Origin of the sequence: Protofrankia sp. Cas8 (genome assembly GCF_963555845.1) — a bacterium.
Taxonomy (GTDB): domain Bacteria; phylum Actinomycetota; class Actinomycetes; order Frankiales; family Frankiaceae; genus Protofrankia.
In genome coordinates this window covers 24477-43792 of sequence record NZ_CAUVXI010000016.1, presented here as the reverse complement: position 1 = coordinate 43792, position 19316 = coordinate 24477, and the positions used below count along the sequence as shown (strand labels likewise).

General features: G+C 69.6%; 17 protein-coding genes and 2 pseudogenes. 5 read left to right on the top strand and 14 right to left on the bottom strand.

Annotated elements, in window-relative coordinates; translation table 11 throughout:
• Window positions 1-465 precede the first annotated feature (465 nt).
• A pseudogene (locus U9977_RS26840) lies at window positions 466-693 on the bottom strand (SAM-dependent methyltransferase); the annotation flags it as partial.
• A 399-nt stretch (window positions 694-1092) separates the two neighbouring features.
• On the opposite strand from U9977_RS26840, the gene U9977_RS04905 reads away from it, so the two are divergent.
• On the top strand, window positions 1093-1749 hold the full coding sequence (locus tag U9977_RS04905) for a hypothetical protein (RefSeq protein ID WP_322747955.1): 657 nt from the start codon (window positions 1093-1095) through the stop codon (window positions 1747-1749).
• A 172-nt stretch (window positions 1750-1921) separates the two neighbouring features.
• Here the strand turns inward: U9977_RS04905 and U9977_RS04900 are convergent, their stop codons facing one another.
• From U9977_RS04900 to U9977_RS04865, 8 genes and pseudogenes are all read right to left on the bottom strand, one after another.
• Complete coding sequence (locus U9977_RS04900) at window positions 1922-2221, bottom strand: hypothetical protein (protein WP_322747954.1); 300 nt, start codon at window positions 2219-2221, stop codon at window positions 1922-1924.
• A 217-nt stretch (window positions 2222-2438) separates the two neighbouring features.
• On the bottom strand, window positions 2439-2624 hold the full coding sequence (locus tag U9977_RS04895) for a hypothetical protein (protein ID WP_322747953.1): 186 nt from the start codon (window positions 2622-2624) through the stop codon (window positions 2439-2441).
• A gap of 183 nt (window positions 2625-2807) precedes the next feature.
• Window positions 2808-3755, bottom strand: coding sequence for a hypothetical protein (locus tag U9977_RS04890; RefSeq protein WP_322747952.1), 948 nt, complete (start codon window positions 3753-3755; stop codon window positions 2808-2810).
• A 64-nt stretch (window positions 3756-3819) separates the two neighbouring features.
• A complete protein-coding gene (locus U9977_RS04885) occupies window positions 3820-4779 on the bottom strand; it encodes a D-alanine--D-alanine ligase (protein WP_322747951.1) in 960 nt (319 codons plus the stop codon).
• Window positions 4780-4790: 11 nt separating this feature from the next.
• Window positions 4791-5999, bottom strand: coding sequence for a PLP-dependent aminotransferase family protein (locus tag U9977_RS04880; protein ID WP_322747957.1), 1209 nt, complete (start codon window positions 5997-5999; stop codon window positions 4791-4793).
• Window positions 6000-6578: 579 nt separating this feature from the next.
• Window positions 6579-7298: an ATP-binding protein gene (locus tag U9977_RS04875; protein WP_322747950.1), complete on the bottom strand. Its 720-nt coding sequence runs from the start codon at window positions 7296-7298 to the stop codon at window positions 6579-6581.
• Between the two features lie 91 nt (window positions 7299-7389).
• Entirely contained in the window at window positions 7390-7830 is a 441-nt protein-coding gene (locus tag U9977_RS04870) for a hypothetical protein (RefSeq protein ID WP_322747949.1), read from the bottom strand.
• A 151-nt stretch (window positions 7831-7981) separates the two neighbouring features.
• Window positions 7982-8167 (bottom strand): annotated as a pseudogene (locus U9977_RS04865) (5-formyltetrahydrofolate cyclo-ligase); the annotation flags it as partial.
• A gap of 709 nt (window positions 8168-8876) precedes the next feature.
• Between U9977_RS04865 and fxlM (U9977_RS04860) the strand changes: the two are divergent.
• The 4 genes from fxlM (U9977_RS04860) (at window position 8877) to U9977_RS04845 (ending at window position 14399) form a co-directional block, all read left to right on the top strand.
• Window positions 8877-10094 carry a methyltransferase, FxLD system gene (fxlM, locus tag U9977_RS04860; protein WP_322747947.1) on the top strand — a complete coding sequence of 406 codons (1218 nt, stop codon included), beginning with the start codon at window positions 8877-8879 and terminating at the stop codon, window positions 10092-10094.
• A 375-nt stretch (window positions 10095-10469) separates the two neighbouring features.
• A complete protein-coding gene (gene fxlM / locus U9977_RS04855; protein ID WP_322747946.1) occupies window positions 10470-11702 on the top strand; it encodes a methyltransferase, FxLD system in 1233 nt (410 codons plus the stop codon).
• 265 nt (window positions 11703-11967) lie between these two features.
• Window positions 11968-13620, top strand: a complete 1653-nt coding sequence (locus U9977_RS04850) for a helix-turn-helix domain-containing protein (RefSeq protein WP_416210472.1) — start codon at window positions 11968-11970, stop codon at window positions 13618-13620.
• Window positions 13620-14399 carry an SDR family NAD(P)-dependent oxidoreductase gene (locus U9977_RS04845; RefSeq protein ID WP_322747944.1) on the top strand — a complete coding sequence of 260 codons (780 nt, stop codon included), beginning with the start codon at window positions 13620-13622 and terminating at the stop codon, window positions 14397-14399. The genes U9977_RS04850 and U9977_RS04845 overlap by 1 nt, the downstream gene beginning before the upstream one ends.
• A gap of 171 nt (window positions 14400-14570) precedes the next feature.
• Here U9977_RS04845 and U9977_RS04840 read toward each other — a convergent pair whose 3' ends face one another.
• Genes U9977_RS04840 through U9977_RS04820 form a run of 5 tightly spaced genes read right to left on the bottom strand, consistent with a single transcriptional unit; the run spans window position 14571 to window position 18734 of the window.
• Window positions 14571-15158 carry a DUF1932 domain-containing protein gene (locus U9977_RS04840; protein ID WP_322747943.1) on the bottom strand — a complete coding sequence of 196 codons (588 nt, stop codon included), beginning with the start codon at window positions 15156-15158 and terminating at the stop codon, window positions 14571-14573.
• Window positions 15159-15193: 35 nt separating this feature from the next.
• On the bottom strand, window positions 15194-15871 hold the full coding sequence (locus U9977_RS04835) for a 2'-5' RNA ligase family protein (RefSeq protein WP_322747942.1): 678 nt from the start codon (window positions 15869-15871) through the stop codon (window positions 15194-15196).
• 9 nt (window positions 15872-15880) lie between these two features.
• Complete coding sequence (locus tag U9977_RS04830) at window positions 15881-16153, bottom strand: hypothetical protein (RefSeq protein WP_322747941.1); 273 nt, start codon at window positions 16151-16153, stop codon at window positions 15881-15883.
• Window positions 16123-17037, bottom strand: coding sequence for a DUF1932 domain-containing protein (locus U9977_RS04825; protein WP_322747940.1), 915 nt, complete (start codon window positions 17035-17037; stop codon window positions 16123-16125). Before U9977_RS04825 ends, U9977_RS04830 begins: the two co-directional genes overlap by 31 nt.
• On the bottom strand, window positions 17034-18734 hold the full coding sequence (locus tag U9977_RS04820) for a helix-turn-helix domain-containing protein (RefSeq protein WP_322747939.1): 1701 nt from the start codon (window positions 18732-18734) through the stop codon (window positions 17034-17036). Before U9977_RS04820 ends, U9977_RS04825 begins: the two co-directional genes overlap by 4 nt.
• Between the last annotated feature and the right edge of the window lie 582 nt (window positions 18735-19316).

The window sequence follows — 19316 nt, the reverse complement described above, 5'->3', positions numbered from 1 at the left end:
GTGGCCGGGGCGTTCGCCCAAGCAAACAGTCCTACGTTGGCTAACCGTCTTCTCGCCGCCGCGCTCAGCGTCGGCGACTGGAAACGTCTACCGCTCTCCGCAGTCGCCGACGTGAGTTCGGAGGTTATCCACGCGATTGCCGCTGCCGTTTCCGGCAATCAGACATGCTGATCGTTCCGACCGCCTTGGATTGGCCGTGAGGCAATCGGGCTGCTTCGGGACGGGGTCATCCACGAAGCTCTGGCGGTGCGGTACCGGACGCGCCGTGTCCCCACCGCCCGGCGTGTGTAACGCGGGGACGGACCAAGAATCGGCCCGACCATCTAAAGAGGCTGGTGAGAGGCCTGAACCTACGCAGGCACCAGCGGGTCGTGGTCCACGTAGACGACCCGCCTGTCGAACACGACATCGTGGACGACTTCGTGGACGACTTCGTGCAGATTGCCCATGCTCCGCCCCCGAACCGATATCGAGGAACTGGCGGACGCCGACGGCGCCAGCGCGGTAGCGAACCGCCTCACCGAGGAACATGCGGTGGACCCGGGCGGTGTCCTGGATCTGCGGCCATGTCCTGACCCGCTCGTTCGCGCCTTCCCGGTCCACCGCAAAGGTGTAGGGCCCGCCAAGCAGGTCGTCGTAGATCTCCACAATGTTCGGGTCTTCGGGTCCGATCGACCCGAACCCCGTCGGCACGCATCAGGAACACCTCCCCGACGGCCGTTCCGCCCCTGCGCGGTTGTCGCACGTTCGTCGGGGTGCCCGCTCAACCCGTTCACCTGGTCTGGGCCAGGTGGGGAAGGCAGTGTTACGGCGCGTCGCGCTGGCGGTCCTCGTCATCGGTGCAGTCCTCACGGAGGGTAGACATAAGGGCACCGTTACACCATCGCCCCGACGGCCGCGGGTGGTCATTCCCCCTACCGTGAAGAAACGGTTCGTCGTGCTCCACCCCTCCTGATCTGGAGCGATACCCGAAGGGTGGGCGAGTCAGTTCGGGGTGGTGGAGCCACTACTCCCCGCGGTTGTGACCCATCCACTACCGTGGATCTACCGGCGGAGTGCGGGACGGAACCCGCTGCGGTGGAAGGGGCCGTCATGGCCATGCCCGGCCAGCGAGTGGAACAGGACGAGCTGCGTGCCCGGATGCGCACGGTCGGCATGACGCACGAGGAGATAGCCGTCGAGTTCGCGCCGCTACCGGCTGCGCCCCCGCGCCGCCCACACCGGGTAGCCCACGGCTGGACCCAGCAGCAGGCTGCTCACCAGCACCCAGGCCATCGCTTCGCGAGTGGCCCGGGACCCCGCGTCAACGCCTACGCCGCCCGCGCCGGCCTCGACCCGGACGGTCGAGCCGCGATGATCGCCCCGAAGCTCTGCGAACTGGAACACTGGCCCCACCCCAACCGGCTGCGCCCCACCCCGCAGCTCCTCGCCCTGCTCGCCGAGGTCTACGGCACCGACATTCACAACCTCCTCGACCTCGACGACCGCGAGCACCTCACTCCCGCCGACCAGCTCCTGGTCAGCCAGACCCGCAAGGGGCTGCCGGGGCCGGGGCAGGGAACGGATGCGGCTATCACGGCTGGAAACAACCGGTCGGATGGTCTCCATGCCGATGCTGCGCCAACCGGTGGCTGGGCAGACCGCTTCACGCTCGCCACCGTCACGAGAGTCCACGTCCAAGCCGTACCGGTCACCACCCACGGTCCGTCGCTCCCGCAGGAGGGACGGACCGTGGGTGGCCGGCGATAGCCGCGGGCCTTGCCCCCGACGAGCTGCCGGCCATCGATGCCGCGACGGCCCTCCGCTGTGCGCATGAGTGGCTGGTGGCGGAGCCGCCACAGGTGGTGGAGACCCGCGCGGGCCGGCGGGTCGGGGAGGCGTTCACCGCAAGGTAGAAGGCCGGGTCGCGCAGCTGCGCCGCCTAGATGACTTCATCGGCGGCCACGATCTTCACGAACTGGTCGAACGCGAGCTCGCCGCCACCACGGCGGTGCTCGGCGAAGCCGTCTACGACGAACGGCTCGGCCGCCGTCTGCTGTCCGCGGTCGCGGAGCTGTGCCAGCTCGCGGGATGGGTCGCGATGGACGCCGGCCGCACCCAGGCCGCGCGGCGTTTCTATCGCGACGGGGTCGGCGCCGCGCACGCCGCTGGCGACGCGCCTGTCGCAGTAAATTTGATCTTGACGTTGAGCTACCAGTTCGCCAACGAGGGCGACCCGCACACCGCTGTGCTCCTCGCACGGACGGCGCTACGCAGGGCGCGGGACTCCGCGACGCCGACCACCCTCGCGCTCCTCCAGGAGCGGATCGCCTGGGCGCAGGCGAAGGCCGGTGGCCGGTCCGCCACGGAGAAGGCGCTCGCCGCTGTGGAACACCTCTACGAACGTCGACGGCCCGACGATGACCCCACGTGGGTCTACTGGCTCGACGAGAACGAGATCAACGTGATGGCCGGCCGGGTCCTACGTGAAACTCGTCCAACCCGAGCGAGCCGAGCCCCTGCTGGTCGACGCGGTGGCCCGCTGGGACGACGACTGCGCCCGCGAGGTAGCCCTCTACCGCTCCTGGCTCGCGGAAGCGTACGTGCAGATGGGCGATCTCGACCGCGCTGTCGAAGACAGCCAAGCAGGTCGTCCGCCTCGGCGCCCGCGCTGGATCGGCACGCGCCTCCGACCGCGTCCAGTACCTGCGGGCCCGACTCGCCGGCTGCGGCGACGAGCGGACAAGCCGCACGTTCGAGGACTTCTACCAGTGCGATGCGGAATGAGCTCGGGCATCATTCCGATGCGACCTTTGGGTATGCCCCGGTCATACGGGCAGGCCCGCCGGCCCGGCCTGCGCTGACAGCAGTAGACGATCCGCCTTCGCCACCCGGGGATCGGATCGGTCGGCCTGCCACTGCCGGCTGATCTGACCCAGGCTGCGGCGCAGCCGGGCGGATTTGACTACCAGCAGATCATCGGACAATCCTAGGATTGTCGATGCGGCGGCGTCCGGCATGCGCCGCCGAAGCTGTACCGCCGCAAGCCTTGTCCCGATCAGCGCCCGGGTCCGCCGTTCGTTGGGCCGCCGCGCCTGCACCGACGCGGCGAAGTGCTCCTCTGCGCCCGGCAGGTCTCCCATGGCCCGCAACGTCAACCCGACCTGATCCTCGTAGGCGGCTCGCGGGTAGTTCCCCGACCAGTCCTCGACCGTTCCGCTGTCCGCCCGGTCGAGATCCATCTCGGTGACTGTGAGTAGTCGTACCGCGCGCCGCGGGTCGTGGCCGGTCCCGGCCAACGCCTCGGCCTCCATCCCGGTCACCCATGCCCGTGCCCGCACCGGTGCGCTGTCGTGCAGCGTGGCGGCGGCGGCGTCGGCGAGTGCGAGCCCGGGAGCGCAGTGGCCGAGTTCGACGGCCTGCGCCGCGAGCGAGCGCAGCGCGGTCGCGCGCATCAGCGGGTCGCCCGCCTCGGTCGCGAGCCGCACGGACTGGATGTAGTGACGCTGCGCGAGACCGGGTTGCAGGTCGTCGGCGGCCATCCACCCGGCGAGGTAGGCGACCTCCGCGGCGGCGGTGAACAGGTCCGCGCGGGAGTGCCCGGACGCGGCGCGCAGCAGGCCGCGTTCCTCACGCAGGCCGCCAAGGCGCTGAGCGCCGACGGGGCGCTGGTTGTCGAGACGTTCATCCCGCGACCGGTCCGGTTGCCCGACGGGCCGCATCCCGGCGTGTTCCCCGCTGACTCGGCCGTTGTGGTGAAACAACACAGCAGGCACCGGATGGTGTTGTTTGCCGCAACCAACACCCCAGCCGAACGCATAGCTGACCGAACGAGCACGATCAACGTCGGGTGGTGCGGTCCCGGGCCTGGGCCGCGAGGTCCCGGCACACGACCGCGACGTCGAGGCCGGCGGCGTGCAGCCCGATCGGCCACGTACTCGTGTCGGTCATACCCGGGGCCACGTTCACCTCCAGAAACTGCACCGTCCCACCCGCATCGACGATCATGTCCGTGCGGGAGAGGTCACGAAGGCCCAGCACACGATGCGCCGTGAGGGCCGTCTCGGCGGCAGCGCGCCCCACCGCGTCGTCGAGACGGGCCGGGGTGAAGAACGTGGTCGCTCCGGGGGTGTACCGGGCCGCGTAGTCGTACACACCGCTGACCGGCTCGATCTCGACCGCCGGCAACGCCACCGGACCGTCGCCGGTGTCGACCACGCCGACCGCGATCTCAACCCCGCTGACAGCCTGTTCGATCAGCGCCCAGTCGTGGTAGCCGAAGCAGGCCATCAAGGCTTCGGCGAGCTGGCCGGCGTCGTCGACCAGCCCAACACCGAAGGCCGATCCCCCCGCGCGGGGCTTCACCACGACCGGCAGGCCCAACCGGGCCACGATCCGATCGATCAGAGCAGCGGCGCCCAGGTCGTGGAACGCCTCGCGGGGCAGCGTCACCGCGGCCGGTGTTACGACACCCGCGGTGCGCAGGGTGGCCTTGGCGGTCGCCTTGTCGAACGCCACCCGACACGCTGCCGGTACGGCACCGACGTAGGGCAGGTTGTAAAGATCCAGGACCTCGCGGATGGTGCCGTCCTCACCCGAACTGCCGTGCAGGACGGGGAAGACCACCCCGGGAGGGTCGGCGGCCAGGGCGGGCAGCGTCGCGGCATCGACGTCGCGCAGGTCGACGTCGACCCCGATGCGCGCCAGCGCGTCCCGCAGCCTGCTGCCCGAGCGCAGGGACACCTCGCGTTCGGGTGAGAGGCCACCGGCGAGGACGAGCACACGGCCCAGATCGGTCATCGTCGCGTCCTTCACAGCTCGGAAATGTCGGCGTGGCGGGGAGCAAAGGTCCGCCGGAGGTCGAGTTCGGCGCGCAGCACCCGGGCGAGCCGCCGCACCCCGTCCCGGATGCGGTCGGGTGGGGGAAAGCAGTAGGACAGCCGCATCGCATTGCGGCCCGACCCGTCGGCGTAGAACCCGGTCCCGGGCACATACGCGACCCGGGCGGCGATAGCCCGCGGGAGCATCGCCTTCGCATCCACGCCGTCGGGCACAGTCAGCCAGACGAAGAACCCGCCGTCGGGGCGGGTCCAGGTGGTCCCGGCGGGCATCGTCTCGGTGAGAGTGTCGAGCATGGCGTCGCGGCGCTCCCGGTACATCTCACGGAACGCCTTGAGCTGTTCGGGCCACGGCTGCGTCGCCAGATACCGCTCGACCGCAAGCTGGGTGAGCATCGAATGCGACAGGATCGCCGACTCTGCCGCCAGGACCAGCCGGGCGGTCACCGGCGGCGGGGCCAGCGCCCACCCGACCCGCATGCCCGGCGCCAGCGTCTTGGAAAACGACCCCAGATAGACCACATCGTCGGGGGCGTCCGCGCGCATCGCCCGCACCGGTTCACCGGTGAACGACAGCAGCCCGTAGGGGTTGTCCTCCACGACGAGTACCCCGGCCCGCCGACACGCCTCGATCACCTCGGCCCGCCGCGGCGACGTCAGAGTGATCCCGCCGGGATTCTGAAAGGTCGGCACCGTGTACAGCATCTTCACCCGGGCACCCTCGGTGGCGAGCCGACCCAGCGTCTCACGCAGAGCGTCGGGGCACAGGCCGTCGCCGTCCATCGGAATGTGCACGACCCGCGCCTGATAGGCGGCGAACGTGTTGATGGCGGTGATGTAGGTCGGTCCTTCGGTCAGGACGACGTCACCGGGATCGATGAACACCCGGGTGAGGAGATCGAGCGCCTGCTGCGACCCGACAGTCACGATCACGTCGTCCGGATGTGCGTCGGTGATGCCTTCCATGCCCATCACGTCGCAGATCCGCGCACGCAAGCCCGGATCACCCTGCGCCGAGCCGTACTGCAACGCCACCGCGCCCCGGCTCGTCACCAGCTCCGACATGGTGGCCGCGATCGCCTCCAGGGGCAGCGCGTCGACGGCCGGCATACCGCCCGCCAGGGACACGATCTCCGGCCGGCTCGCCACCGCGAACAGGGCACGGACCTCGGACGCGAGCATCCCCGACGCGCGGGCGGCGTAGGACCCCCACCACCGGTCCGTCGAAGCGGTGCCGCCTACCGGCTGCTGCATGTCCACCCGTCCACCCCATCGTCGACGTCGACGGGTGACCCTACCGCGCGTCCCACGATCGCCCGCCGCCGACGGCACGCTCATCCCGAGCTGGACGTCGAGCTCTTCCGGGTCAAGGCGGGCGCGGCCCGCAGCACCCCGGACCCGTCCGTGGCGTGACGGCCTCGCGCTGCTGACCGGGCGGACCGTGCCGGTCAGCAGGTAACGACCTGGCCGCTGTGCGGCCTGCTCTCGGGCGGCGGGATGTGGGCAGTGCAGGGTTGGGACAGGTCGCGAGACGGTGGGACCGGCTGGCTGCCTGGTCCTCCTCCCAATTCCCGATCATCGGCCGCCCAGAGATCGGACTTACTCGGATCAGGCGTCGACCAGCGGCGACGCCGACACGTGCGGCCTGACGCGCGGGTGGTCCGGCAGCGACGTGGTAATCGCCAGGGCCGTCAACCTCCAGGTGCAGGTGGCCGGGAGCCTTTTCGCACCACGGTGGGCAGGAACGGTTGTGGTCGTCGGTCATTCGGTAATCGCCTGGTTCTCTGTCGGCCGGTTATGGGCGTCAGCGTGGTCGGGTGTAGCTCTTCGGGTCCAGCCGTCCAAAGCGCGCAGGCCGTCGATGACGCGTTGCAGCGCGCGGTCGGAAACGCCCGGGTCGGGTACGCCGTCGCTCGACGGAGGCGACGGGCTGCGACGGGGCAGGTCCCGTGACGCCGGCGGGGCGTCCGCGACGACACCGATCGGCGGTTTGCCATGGAGCAAGGCCGCCCATACGACCTTGCCGTTCGTCATGTCACCGACACGCACGCGGTAGTAGCCCCAGTCCCGGGCGAGGGCTGCGACGAGATGCAGGCCACGGCCGTTGTCGGCGGTGAGATCCTCGACCCGACGGATCGGGCGGTCCGCCGCCCCGTCCCACATTTCGACGATCACGTCTTGGTGGCTGTAGGTGAGGCGCAGCGCGACCCGGGACGCCGGCTCGTCGTGCCCGTCCTGGTTGTCTGCTGGATGGCTGGCGAGCACGGCGTTTGTCGCCAGTTCCGACACCACGAGGACGGCCGCGTCGACCAGCTCGTCGAGCTCCCACAGCCGCAGCTGCGCCGCGACGTCGCGGCGCGCAGCCCCGGCGGAGCGGGGGTGCGCAGGGTAGTACCAGACGCGGTGCAGCGGAGCTGGGGCAGAAAGCTCTGGCTCCGATGACATATTCGATGACATAAAGGTGACGAGGGCTGCGGTCATACGGCTCTCCCGGCTCAGCGATCTGGCATGGGGTGACCGTCACGCCCGCGAGGCGTGTGCGTGCGCCTCGGGCGCGGGGCCATGCGGGCGGTCACGAGGGACGGGCGCGCGCGGCGCACGCGGCATCCGGCGGAATGGGAACGGCGTCGTTCACGAGGGCGAGGTTGTTCTCGGCGAGCACCACGGTTCGGCATGGCCACCCGCACCCGCATCCGGCGCACACGCCGTCGTTCCTGACGTGCACCTCCAGCACACCGGCCGCGGCGCATCGCAGCCGCTCGAACGCGCGTTCCGGCGAGGAGAGGCCAACAGTCGGCGTGGATCTGTCCGCCCCGCCCTCGGTTGCGATCACCGGACCGTGGGCGCGCCACCGGCAACGGACACGCGCGGCGGTACGGGCCGCGGGGTGTGGCCGCGGGTCGTGGAATGCGGGGGCCTCGAACGGGCGGGACCAGGACGGCGTGTTGCGCAGGCGGTCCTCATCATCGGGACGGTCCTCACTGAAGGTAGGCAAAAGGGGCCGTTCCACCATCGTCCCGACGGCAACGGGGGGTCATTCCCCTCGCCGCGAAGAATCCGTTCGCCTGGCCTCATCGTCCTGACCAGCGATAACTCCCAGACTCGGATGAGTCGATTCGCATGGCGAAGGCCGTGCGGTGCTGGGGGTGTGATGCCCGAACGGTTCAGGCCCGGCGACGACGAGCGGCGAGGACGGGGATCGCGGCGATGGTGTCGTCGCTCAGGTCGTTCCAGTACAGGCCCTCGGGACGCCGAGGCGGACCGCATGTGATGATCTGCGTGGGTGTGACGATCAGGTCCACGCTGAAGTCGTGGCGAGCCGCCTGCAGGTCCTCGTCCACGACCTGAAGTCGGACGTTCAACCCCTCCCAGGCGTGCGAGCGTCCCGTCCGACGGTTCACAGGCACCACCGGACGACCCAACAGTAGCCGCGGCGTCACACCACCCCCAGCGGAGTTTGACTGATCGCGACCCGGTCTCGCCGAGATCACCATGATTCCGCGGGTAGCACCGGTCGCGGGCGGCGAACAGCGTCCCTGTCTCGGCAGGCACGTGGGGCCAGCGGGCTGGGTGGGTCGCGAAGAAACAGCCGCACGACTGCGAACACCGTGCCCGGCGGACGGACGTTTCCGCAGGTCAAGCCCCATGCTGGCGCCGAACCGTTCCTTCCCGGTACGGGGAATGACACGGCGGACATCCGCCTGAAAGACTTGGGCACCACGGAGGGCAGAGCCGCCTGTCGAATCCTTTGCTGAGGGGTTTGAGGGTCTCGACACGGGACCGAAGCGGTTCCGGTTTGCCCGCGTTGCCGGCCGCGAGGAGGGCGCACCTGATTCCGATACCACCCAGTTTCGCGCGCAGAGATGTTATGTGGGAACAGCGACTTTCCCACCTGAACGCCGTTTCTCCTATCGGCACCGATCTGTTGCGCGTGTTCCTTTACCGAGAAGATCTCTCCACTACCAGACGACGTCGCTCCCGAGGTGAGCCGGCCGCGCCGCGTTCCACTGAGGGAGCCCACTACCGCCCCATAGCACGGCGCAGGAAAGGAAATACCTGGTGATTGAGGTGACCACCGACCCGGCACGTGCCGCGGCGTTGCGACACAGTCTCGTGGACGAGCTCGTGACAGCCGGCTCGATCGTGTCAGGCGAGATCGAAGCCGCTTTTCGGACAGTGCCGCGGCACCTGTTCGCTCCTGAGGTACCGCTCGACGAGGCATACGCGAACGATGTGGTGCGTACCAAGCGTGACGAACACGGGATGACGATCAGCTCGGTGTCCGCGCCGTGGCTTCAGGCAGCGATGCTGGAGCAAGCCGGATTGCGTCCAGGTCTGCGGTGCCTGGAAATCGGCTCGGGCGGGTACAACGCCGCGTTGATGGCCGAACTCGTCGGCCCGGCCGGTGCGGTCACCACCGTCGACATTGATCCGGACGTGGCCGACCGCGCTCGCCGATGCCTGGCGGACGCCGGGTACGACCAGGTGCACGTCGTGCTCGCCGACGCCGAAGGTGGAGTGGCTGAGTTCGCGCCCTACGATCGGATCATCGCCGCCGTGGGGGTCGCGGACGTACCGCCGGCGTGGGTGGATCAGTTGGCCGAGGGCGGCCGGCTCGTCGTTCCCCTGCGGATGCGCGGTCTGCGCCGGTCGGTGGCGTTCGTGCGCGAGGGTGCCCACTTGGTGAGTCTGGGGCATGAGATGGCCGGCTTCGTGGACATCCAGGGTGCCGGAGCGCAACGCGAGCGACTCGTAACGCTGCACGGGGATGACGTCGGCCTGCGTATCGACGACAGCGAACCGGTCGATGCCGACGGGCTGCGCGGGGCGTTGCTCCAACCGCGCGTGCAGGCGTGGTCGGGCGTGCGCTTCGGTGGCATGGAGCCGTTCGACGGCCTGTTCCTGTGGTTGGCGACCGGCCTGTCCGACTTCTGCCTGGTGACCCGCGCGCGGACGGACGTTGCCCGCACGCTAGTCGACCCGTGCTCACCGATCGGCACGCCAACGCTGCTGGGTGGGCGCAGTTTCGCCTACCTCGCGTTCCGAGAAATCGATACCGACGCACGCATCTACGAGTTCGGGGTCTACGCGCACGGACCGGACGCCGAGACGCTCGCCCAGGCGATGAACGACCAGGTCCGAACCTGGAATCGCGAGCACCGCGACGGCCCCGCCGCCGTGATCTCCCTCCACCGTTCCGACACCCCCGTCGACCAGCTTCCGCGGGGCCGCGTCATCGAGAGGCGACACACGAAGATTGTGATCTTCTGGCCCTGACGGATCGCTTCCAGATCCGACCGCTGGATATTGCCTCAATCAACAGAGAGAGATGGTGATCGAGAAATGTCGATGGCTACGACGGATGTCATGCCGGGCGCCTCGGCCAGCAGCGGGGGGCACGACCTGGACTTCGAGCTGGACATCAGCATCGTCGAGTCAGGTCCGGTGATCCCCGTATCCGCAGGTCACGGACCAGATCGAGCGCGAAACACAAAGTTCCCCGCCGAGGGAATGGCCATGTCGCAGCGGTAGGGAATGGTGACACCACGCTGCCGCCAGGGCCTGGCCTGGCGGCGCAGGAGCACCGCACGCAATCCGACCGAGGCAACGCGGCGCAGGCCGACCGGCAACGACAGACTGTGAGCAGGCTCGATGACCCTGACGGTAGACACATCCGAGGACCCCCGGACCGCCGCGGAACGGCGCGACGCCCTGGTAGACGAACTCGTCGCAACGGGAAGGATCACGTCGGCGGCGGTGGAGCGGGCGTTCCGCACGGTGCCGCGGCACCTGTTCATGCCCGAGGGCACCCCGCTGGAGGACGCGTACGCCGTCGACCGCTCGGTGGTGGTCAAACGAGACCCGGACGGCGCGGCCCTGTCCTCGGTGAGTGCCGCCTACATCCAGGCCCGGATGATCGAGCAAGCCGGGCTCGGCCCCGGGATGAGCGTCCTGGAGATCGGCGCCGGCGGGCTGGGCGCCGCGCTGCTCGCCGAGGTCGTCGGCCCGGCCGGGCAGGTCGTCAGCGTCGACATCGACCCGGAGGTCGTCGACCGCGCCCGCAGGCTGCTCGCAGCGACGGGCTACACCGACCAGGTCACGGTTGTGCGTGCAGACGCCGAGTACCCGGTGCCCGAGCTGGGCGGACGGGTCGATGCTGTGCTCGTGACCGTCGGGGCCTGGGATGTGGCCCCGGTCTGGCTGGAGCAGCTCACCGAGGACGGCACGCTGGTCGTGCCGCTGCGGATGAACGGGGTCACCCGCACCATCGGCTTCACCCGCGACGGCGACCATCTGTCGAGCACCTCCACCGAGATCGCCGGCTTCGTCCCCATGCAAGGAGCCGGCGGGCACGACGACCCCGCCGTCATCCTCACCGACGACCATGGCAGCCAGGTCACGGTCACCGTCCACGCGGACCCGCCAGCGGACATCAGCCGACTCGACGGCGTACTGACGAGCGAACGGACCACCGCCTGGTCCGGAGTCACGATCGGCAAGCAGGTGTCGTTCGCGGACCTGCACCTGTGGTTCGCCTGCTTCCAGCCCGGCTTCTGCCGGCTGACCGCCGCCGACGCCGCCGCCTTCAGCGCCGACCACAAGAGATGGTTCCCGTTCGGCACCGTGCGCGGCGACTCCCTCGCCTACCTGGTCGTACGGCCAACGCCGGACGGCGCCGAGTTCGGCGCGTCCGCCTACGGGCCGCACGGCGAGCACGCCGCCGCCACCCTGATCGAGCAGACCCGAGCCTGGGACCGCCACGCTGCCCCACCCACGTTCGCCTACTGGCCGACCGGCAGCAGGCGCCCGCCAGCCGACGAGAACACCGCCGTGCTCCCCAAGAAACACGGCGAGGTCACCATCTCCTGGCCCACGACGACCTGACCACCGCCGCGCGGCGCCGAACTCGCCGACCAAGTCCGTGTGTGGGATCGGGAGCAGCGCCACGGCCCCCGCCCACGGCTGACCGTGCTCGTCGGCGAGATTCAGGCACACCGGGCGGTCTGATGTGACAAATCCAAACGATAGGATCGCGCCGTGTGGCCGTCCGCGGTAGGCGACGGCCTCGTCATCCCAGTCCAGAGGGTTGGGTGAGCTGTCAGTGGCCACTGTTAGTCAACGTGGTGAGCAACGGCGACTCCGCGGTCGGATGCGCGAGCTCGGTATGAGCCATGACGAGATCGCCGGCGAGTTCGGGCGCCGGTTTCGCTACCGACCCCGCGCCGCGTACCGGCACGCGTTCGGGTGGACGCTCCAGGAAGCCGCCGACACGATCAATGCGCACGCGGCGAGCCTCGGGCTCGATCCGATGGGCAGAGCGACCATGACCATGCCGCGGCTGTCTGAGCTGGAGTCCTGGCCTACCTCGGGCAGGCGCCGGCCCACCCCCCAGGTCCTCGCCCTGCTCGCGCACGTGTACGGCACCGACATCCATCACCTCCTCGACCTCGACGACCGCGAACACCTGGCCGCCGCGGATCTTCTCCTCATCGGCAGGATCGTGCGCGAGGTCGGAGTCAGCGCTGTGCGCGGGCAGCCTTCGGCTACGCCGCACGTCGCAGCTCAGGGGAGCGACTACTTTCCGTCGCAAGGAGGCGGTGGCGCGCTGTCGCCGTGTCCACTTCTGCCGGCGTTCGTAGACAATGCATCCGTGTCCGGGTCTCGTGCGTGGTCTTCGGCGAGGCCGGCGCCAGTCGGCTTCGAGGGAGAGGGGTCACCGACGAAGCGTCGCGAGGTTCTCGTGGGGGCGGGCGTGTCCGCCGTTGCGGCTCTGCTCGCCCAGTCGGCGGTGGAGTCGGCGATGGTCGGGCAGCGCTGGGAAGAATCCGATCTTGGACCGGCGACGCTGGAACATCTCGACCTGGCGGTGGAGCGGTTCGGCCTGTCGTACCTGCACACCCCGCCTGAGCAGCTGTTCGGGCAGGTGCGTGACTGCCGGCAATGGGTCTCGTCGATGGTGGCGGGACGGCAGACCCTGAGCCAGCGACGGCACCTGTGCGTTGTCGGTGGATGGCTGTCGGGACTGTTAGGGCACCTGGCGCTCGATCTCGGGGACAGCGCCGTCGCGCACGCTCACTGTCTCACGGCGTGGCAACTCGCCGCGGAGTCCGGGGACACGCGGCTGGGCGCGTGGGTCCGGGGAACACAGGCGATGATCGCCTTCTACGCGGGTGATGCGGTGGACGCCCTGCGCTATGCCCTGGCCGGTCTGGACATCGCCCCCCGCAACTCGTTCGTCCATACTCGACTCCTCGCGCAGCAGGGACGGGCCCATGCACGTCTGGGTGACGCCGATGGCGTCAGCGTCGCGTTCGCCCGCGCGGAGAACTCCTTCGAGTCGGTGACGGAGAAGGCGTCGCACAGCATCTTCTCCTTCGACTACCCCTATCTACCCTTCTACGCCGGCACGTCCTACACGGCGCTCGCGAAACCGACAAAGGCGCAGACCTTCGCCCAACAGGCGGTCACACTGTGCGACGCCGCGGCGGTGAACTGGCCGGTCGCACGGGCCTTGGCCCGCGTCGACCTCGCGCTCGCCGCAGTGCGGCAAAACGAGCCAGACAGGGCGTGTGCGGTGACCGCGGAAGCCCTGGAGATCTGCGCGACACAGCGCCCGGTGGATCTGATCATTCGCCGCACGGGTGAGGTCGTGCGCGAGATGCAGCCCTACCAGGCTCTGCCCTCGGTCCGAGACCTGCGCGAGCGCCAGGCAAACCTCGCCCGCCAGCTTCGTGGCGCGGGGCTGAACGCTACCGAAACCGAGACCGGGTCAGTACAGGATCGACGGACGGACACACTCTAGTGGATCTTCATCTGGACGGTAAGGTCGCGCTCGTCACCGGGGGTTCCCGCGGCATCGGACGTGCGATCACCTCCCGCCTGTCGGCCGAGGGCTGCCGGGTGGGGATCTGCGGACGCGATCCCGACGCCCTTGCCCGCGCGACGGCGGACCTCCACCGCGCCGGGTCCGACGCTTTCAGCTTCGTGGCCGACGTGGCCAGGCCGGGCGAGGTCGAACGCTTCGTCGATGCCGCCGCCGAATCCCTCGGCGGAGTCGATCTGCTTGTCGCGAATGTCGGCGGCACCGTCGGTGGGGATCTTCTCGACTCCACTTCTGACGATTGGTCGCAGACGTTCGAGCTCAACGCCGGACATGCTGTCCGGGCGATCCGGGCCGCCGTCCCGCACATGAAGAACAATGGTGGCGGGTCGGTTGTCATCGTCTCGTCGATTTCGGCATCGAAGCCGTCGCCGCGGGCGCAGTACGGCGCGGCCAAGGCCGCGGAGATCTATCTGGCGTCGGCCTTCGCGCGAGAGCTGGCACCCTTGCACGTGCGGGTCAACTCGGTGAGCCCGGGTTCTGTTCTTTTTCCCGGGGGTGGCTGGGACGGGTACTCCCGACAGTACCCGGATGATTTCAACGAGTTTGTTCGGCGGGATTTTCCGACGCATCGGCTGGGGACCGTCGACGAGGTCGCGGACGTGGTGACCTTTCTGCTGTCCGACCGGGCGAGCTGGGTGAACGGAGCCGATATCGCCGTCGACGGCGCCCAGGGCCGACCAAGCGCCCGCGGGTACTGACCCAGGTACTGACCAGCCGGCGCCCGATGCGCGCGGCGTGCCCTTCACCATCGGTCCCTCATATCCGAGGCGCGGCTTTCGTCATGCACATCGCCCGATACAGAACGAGCTCGGGCACCATTTCGACGCGACACTCCCGTCCCAGGAGCCGCGGAGTCTCGCCAGACGACCTCACAGCAGACGGCCCTCGGAGCTGTCTTTCTCCTGTTCGGCTGCTTGGCGCAGGCGGCTGAAGAGCGTTCCGATGTCGTCGGGTGGGGCGTCACGGTAGTCCACCCAGGCGTCGAAGATTTCTTCGGCGCCGCGGATCATGGTGTCGGGTAGGCCGGCGGCGCGTAGGGCCTCCGCGGCTTCGGCCATCTCCGGGGACCACCGCCAGGCACGGGTGGCGACGGTGGGGAGGAAGTCGGGTTCGGCGAGGATCGGGCGGTGGTAGCGCCGCCCCTCGGCGGTGAGGACGTCGGCGACGCCGTAGTGGTCGGCGAGGGCGTGTGCAAGGCCGGCGAGGGCCCGGCTGGCTTTCTGGAACACCGCTTGCGCGGTCTTCAGCGCCGATGCGGCGCCGATCTGGTCGGAGATCGGTAGGACGTCCAGGTCGGAGCCGGCGAACAGCTCCGTCACGGCGGCGGTGTCCTCGGGTGCGCCCGCGAGGTAGAGCCGGGTGGTCCCCGGCCGAGTGGGTGGTGGTCCGATGATCGAGCCGTCGACGACACGGACCGTGGTCCCCGCGAACGTCTCGCCGATCGCGGTTATCCGCACCGAACAATCCGGCAGCGCACGGCCCCGCGCGGGCGCTACCGGCCGGTGAACGCGACCGTGCGGCGGACGTTCCAGCGGTAAGCGTGGCCTTCGCGTCGAAGTTCGAGCAGGCTCACGCCGATTACCGGGACAGCGATCGGCGGGACCCGGCGGAGTTCCGTGAGGCGGTGGATCACCTCGGCGGTCGGCGGGGTGGCGTTGCAATACGTCACGCTGATGTGCGGCTTGAACCTCGCCGGTTCGGCGGGAACCTGGTCGGCGCCAAGCTCGGCGGCGATGGCCTCGCGCAGACGCTCGCGAACGTCGGCGACCGGACGCCAGGGCGCGGCGCGGAGGAACGTGCCGCCGGGATAGGCGGCAACGGGGCCAACCGTCAACGTGAAGGGCGCGATGTCGCCCGTGCGTGCGGCTGCCTGCTCGCCGATACGGGTGGCTGTCTCGACGTCGACCTCATCGGGGAAGCCGACCCCTTGAACGGTCAGGTGAATGCCGTCCGCGGGCACCGGGTCGAGATAGTCCAAATCCGCAAGTGCCTTCTGGTGGTGGGCCACATGGTCGCGCAGCGCCTGGTCGTCGAAGACGACGTACCACGTGAGGTAGGTCCGTCCGGGGCGGTGGCCGGGGCGCCAATACCAGTGGTCGGCCATCCGTTCCGTGTGTTGGAAGGCTTCCCAGTCGTCGGCATCGGCCTGGCCCTCGTGGGAGTGCGGCACTGCGCCAGGCTAAAACGGGGCGCGTGTGGAGGTGCTCGGCGTGCGCCATGCGGCGACGGCGTCGGCTACCTCGGCGATCTCTGGGGCGTTCGACCAGGGGGCGGCGCTGGTGACGAAGTCCTGCGCGCGGCGGGCCACGACCTGCGAATTGAGCTGGGACCCGACGATGAGGGCTTCGGAGACGAGAGCGCCGGCTCGGTCGGGCTCGGCGGCGCTGCCGACGAGGTAGGTCATCGAGGCGTCGAGCAGCGTCAGGGCGTAGCTGGCGGCCGAGTTCGGCACGCTAACGGCCTCCCGGAGCTGTTCGCCTCCTGTTCGGCCGCTCGGCGCAGGCGACTGAAGAGCGTTCCGATGTCGTCGGGTGGGGCGTCGCGGCAGGCCGCCCAGGCGTCGAAGATCTCTTCGGCGCCGCGGATCATGGTGTCGGGAAGGCCGGCGGCGCGTAGGGCCTCCGCGGCTTCGGCCATCTCCGGGGACCACCGCCAGGCACGGGTGGCGACGGTGGGGAGGAAGTCGGGTTCGGCGAGGATCGGGCGGTGGTAGCGCCGCCCCTCGGCGGTGAGGACGTCGGCGACGCCGTAGTGGTCGGCGAGGGCGTGCGCGAGCCCGGCGAGGGCTCGGCTGGCTTTCTGGAACACCGCTTGCGCGGTCTTCAGCGCCGATGCGGCGCCGATCTGGTCGGAGATCGGTAGGACGTCCAGGTCGGAGCCCACGAACAGGCCGGCCACGGCGGCGGTGTCCTCGGGTGCGCCAGCGAGGTAGAGCCGGGTGGTCCCCGGCCGAGTGGGTGGTGGTCCGATGATCGAGCCGTCGACGACCCGGACCATGGTGCCCGCGAACAGGTCGCCGACCGCGGCCATCCGCTCGGGGATGAGGGCGTTGGCGTCGAGGTAGAGACCGTGGTGGAAGCCGGCGGCCAGCACGTCCGCGGCGATCCGGTCGGCGACCTGTGGTGGGCACAACGAGATGATCACGTCCGCGTCTTGGACGAGGGCGGTCATGCCCGACGCGGGCTGCAATCCGGCGGCGTCAGCGCGGGCTGTAGTCGCGGCGCTGCGGCCTTCCGGCAGCCACAGCACCCGCGCCTTCCCGGTGGCCTGCCGGCCTACCGCGGCGCCCATCGCTCCGGGGTGCAGCAGCGCCACCGTCGGCGGGGTGAGGGTCATTCGGCGCCGGCGCGCGGGTTGTGAGAGCGGCTGGTGGTCCCTGCGGCGGTCGCGCAGACGTCGAGAATCTCCTCGCGCAGGTGTTGAGCGGACAGGAGATCCCGGTACCGGGGCCGGTCGGTGACGGTGACGAGCTGGCGAAGGCGGCGGAGGACGCTGTCGGTGGGTCGGCGCGTCGTGGTGTCCAGGACGGTCCGGATCGTCTGCGCGGCGCCGTCGAGCTCGGAGCGCTCCAGATGAGCGGCGGCCAGGTCGAGGCGGGCCAGCGACAGTTCCCCGAGCCGCTGTTCGCCGGCGGGTGCGGTCTCGTAGAGGCCGATCGCGGTCCTGGCGGCCTGTTCGGCGCGGGCCGCCCAGCTGTCCGCGGGCAGGGTGTCGGTCCGGCCGTGCAGCCCGAGGTAGGCCGATGCGGTGTAGAAGAACTGCTTGGATTCGGGGAAGGCCAGCATCCCGCCGGGTGTGTCGTCGCCGGTGATCTCGTCGCGGGCCTGCCCGGCTCGCTCCAGTGCGTCCCGCACCGTCGCCTCGTCGCCCAACCTGCCCGCGGCGCGGGCTTCCAGGGCTGCGGCCCGTACGCGGGCGGTGCCGTGTTCGGGTACGAACTCCCAGCCCTCACGGGCCAGCGAGACGGCCTCGGGCAGCCTGCCCTGCCAGTAGGCGATCAGGCTCTGCATGCCGCGGACCCAGCAGCGCAGGCCGTTGTGCCCGGCCAGCTCTCCGCACAGGAACGCCGTCCGGGCTTGTGTCGTCGCGGCGGGGAGGTAGCCGAGGTCGAAGGAGGCGTTGGCCAGCATCCCGCACAGCACGCCCGCGATCACATACAGATCCCGCGCCTCGTCCGGACGCTGTCGGTCTTCCAACAGGCTGAATGCGTGGTTGCGCAGCTCGACGATCTCGGCGAATGACGGGGAGACAGGGCGGTGCGGGTAGCGTGCGGCCAACCACGTCGCGTCGTCGTGGAACTGCTCGACGGTCAGCGGACCCACGTTGCTGCGATCAGCGGCCCGGCTGAAGTCGGCGGACTCGCGAGCTGCCATGGTGACCATCCTTTCCACAGACCATCCCGCTGACGGCTCGTCCAGACGCGACCCGTTGCCTCCGACAGCGGCTACCAGGCGTGCTGCCGCGCCCCCGGCGACTGCGCGGCTGCTTCCGTAGCGATCGTGGTGTCGATGATCCACCGCGAGCGGGACGGACGATCCTGGTGAGCCCACATTGCCGTTCCCCAGGAAGCCCCGTGCGGCCAAGGCGATCCCCAACCCCACCGGTGTGGGGGACGGTAGTGGCACGGACCGGCGCATGCGATTGATGAGAAGCATGTCCTCGGGTGCGAGATGCTCCCGGTCGTCAAGGTCGAGCAGATTGTGGATGTCGGTGCCGTAGACCGCGGCGAGCACGGCGAGGACCTGCGGGGTGAGGCGTCGGCGGGCCGGGAGCGGCCAAGTCTCCAGTTCCGACAGCCACGGGGCGCTCATCGAGGCGGCACCATCCGGGTCAACGCCGACACGGGCGACGTGGGCGTTGACGTGTCCGGCCGCCTGCTGCTGAGTCCATCCGCGCGCCACCCGGTGGGCGGCGCGCGGGCGCAGCCGGTAGCGGCGGGCGAACTCGACTGCGATCTCGTCGTGCGCCATGCCCACCGCGCGCATCCGGGCGCGCAACTCCTCCTGCTCGACGCGCTGGCTGGTCTTGCCCATGCCGCGGTGCTCCCTCCCTGGGCGTGGACGGCAATCGGTCTCGGGCTCTCGGCCACCGACCGAACCGCCACAACCGTAGCCGTCCGCTCACGGCCAGAACAGAGGGGTCGAGTGGATCGACGTACCTGCGTCGTCGGTGATGCCTGACCGGACGTGGGATGCCGCCGGCCATGGCGCTTGCCGGGATGAATCGAGCCACAGGTTGCTGCTGTCTCTCCGGCACCGTCCAGGTGACAAGTGCGATCGCATCCTTGTGGACCCCTCCCGAACGAATCGGCATGATCGCTCTAGACAAAGGCGCTCTGACGCCGCTGTTCTCGCAGGTCAGCCGTCTTTCGGAAGCCGAAGAAAAGATTCGTGGCGGGGGGAATGACTCGCCTCCCGGCGTCAGCCATCGTGGTGGCGCGCCACACCCGGCATCAGTGTGATCTTGTTCGTGTGAGGTGCGACGCGCTGGAGGAACACAGGGTGACCACGCCTCGTGCTGGTCGGCTCGGCCTGTGCGGGAGTAAGGGTGACGTGGAGGAGGTCTTCAGGTTGATCCACCCCCGTTGGAAAGATCGTCAATGTTGATGAGGGTCG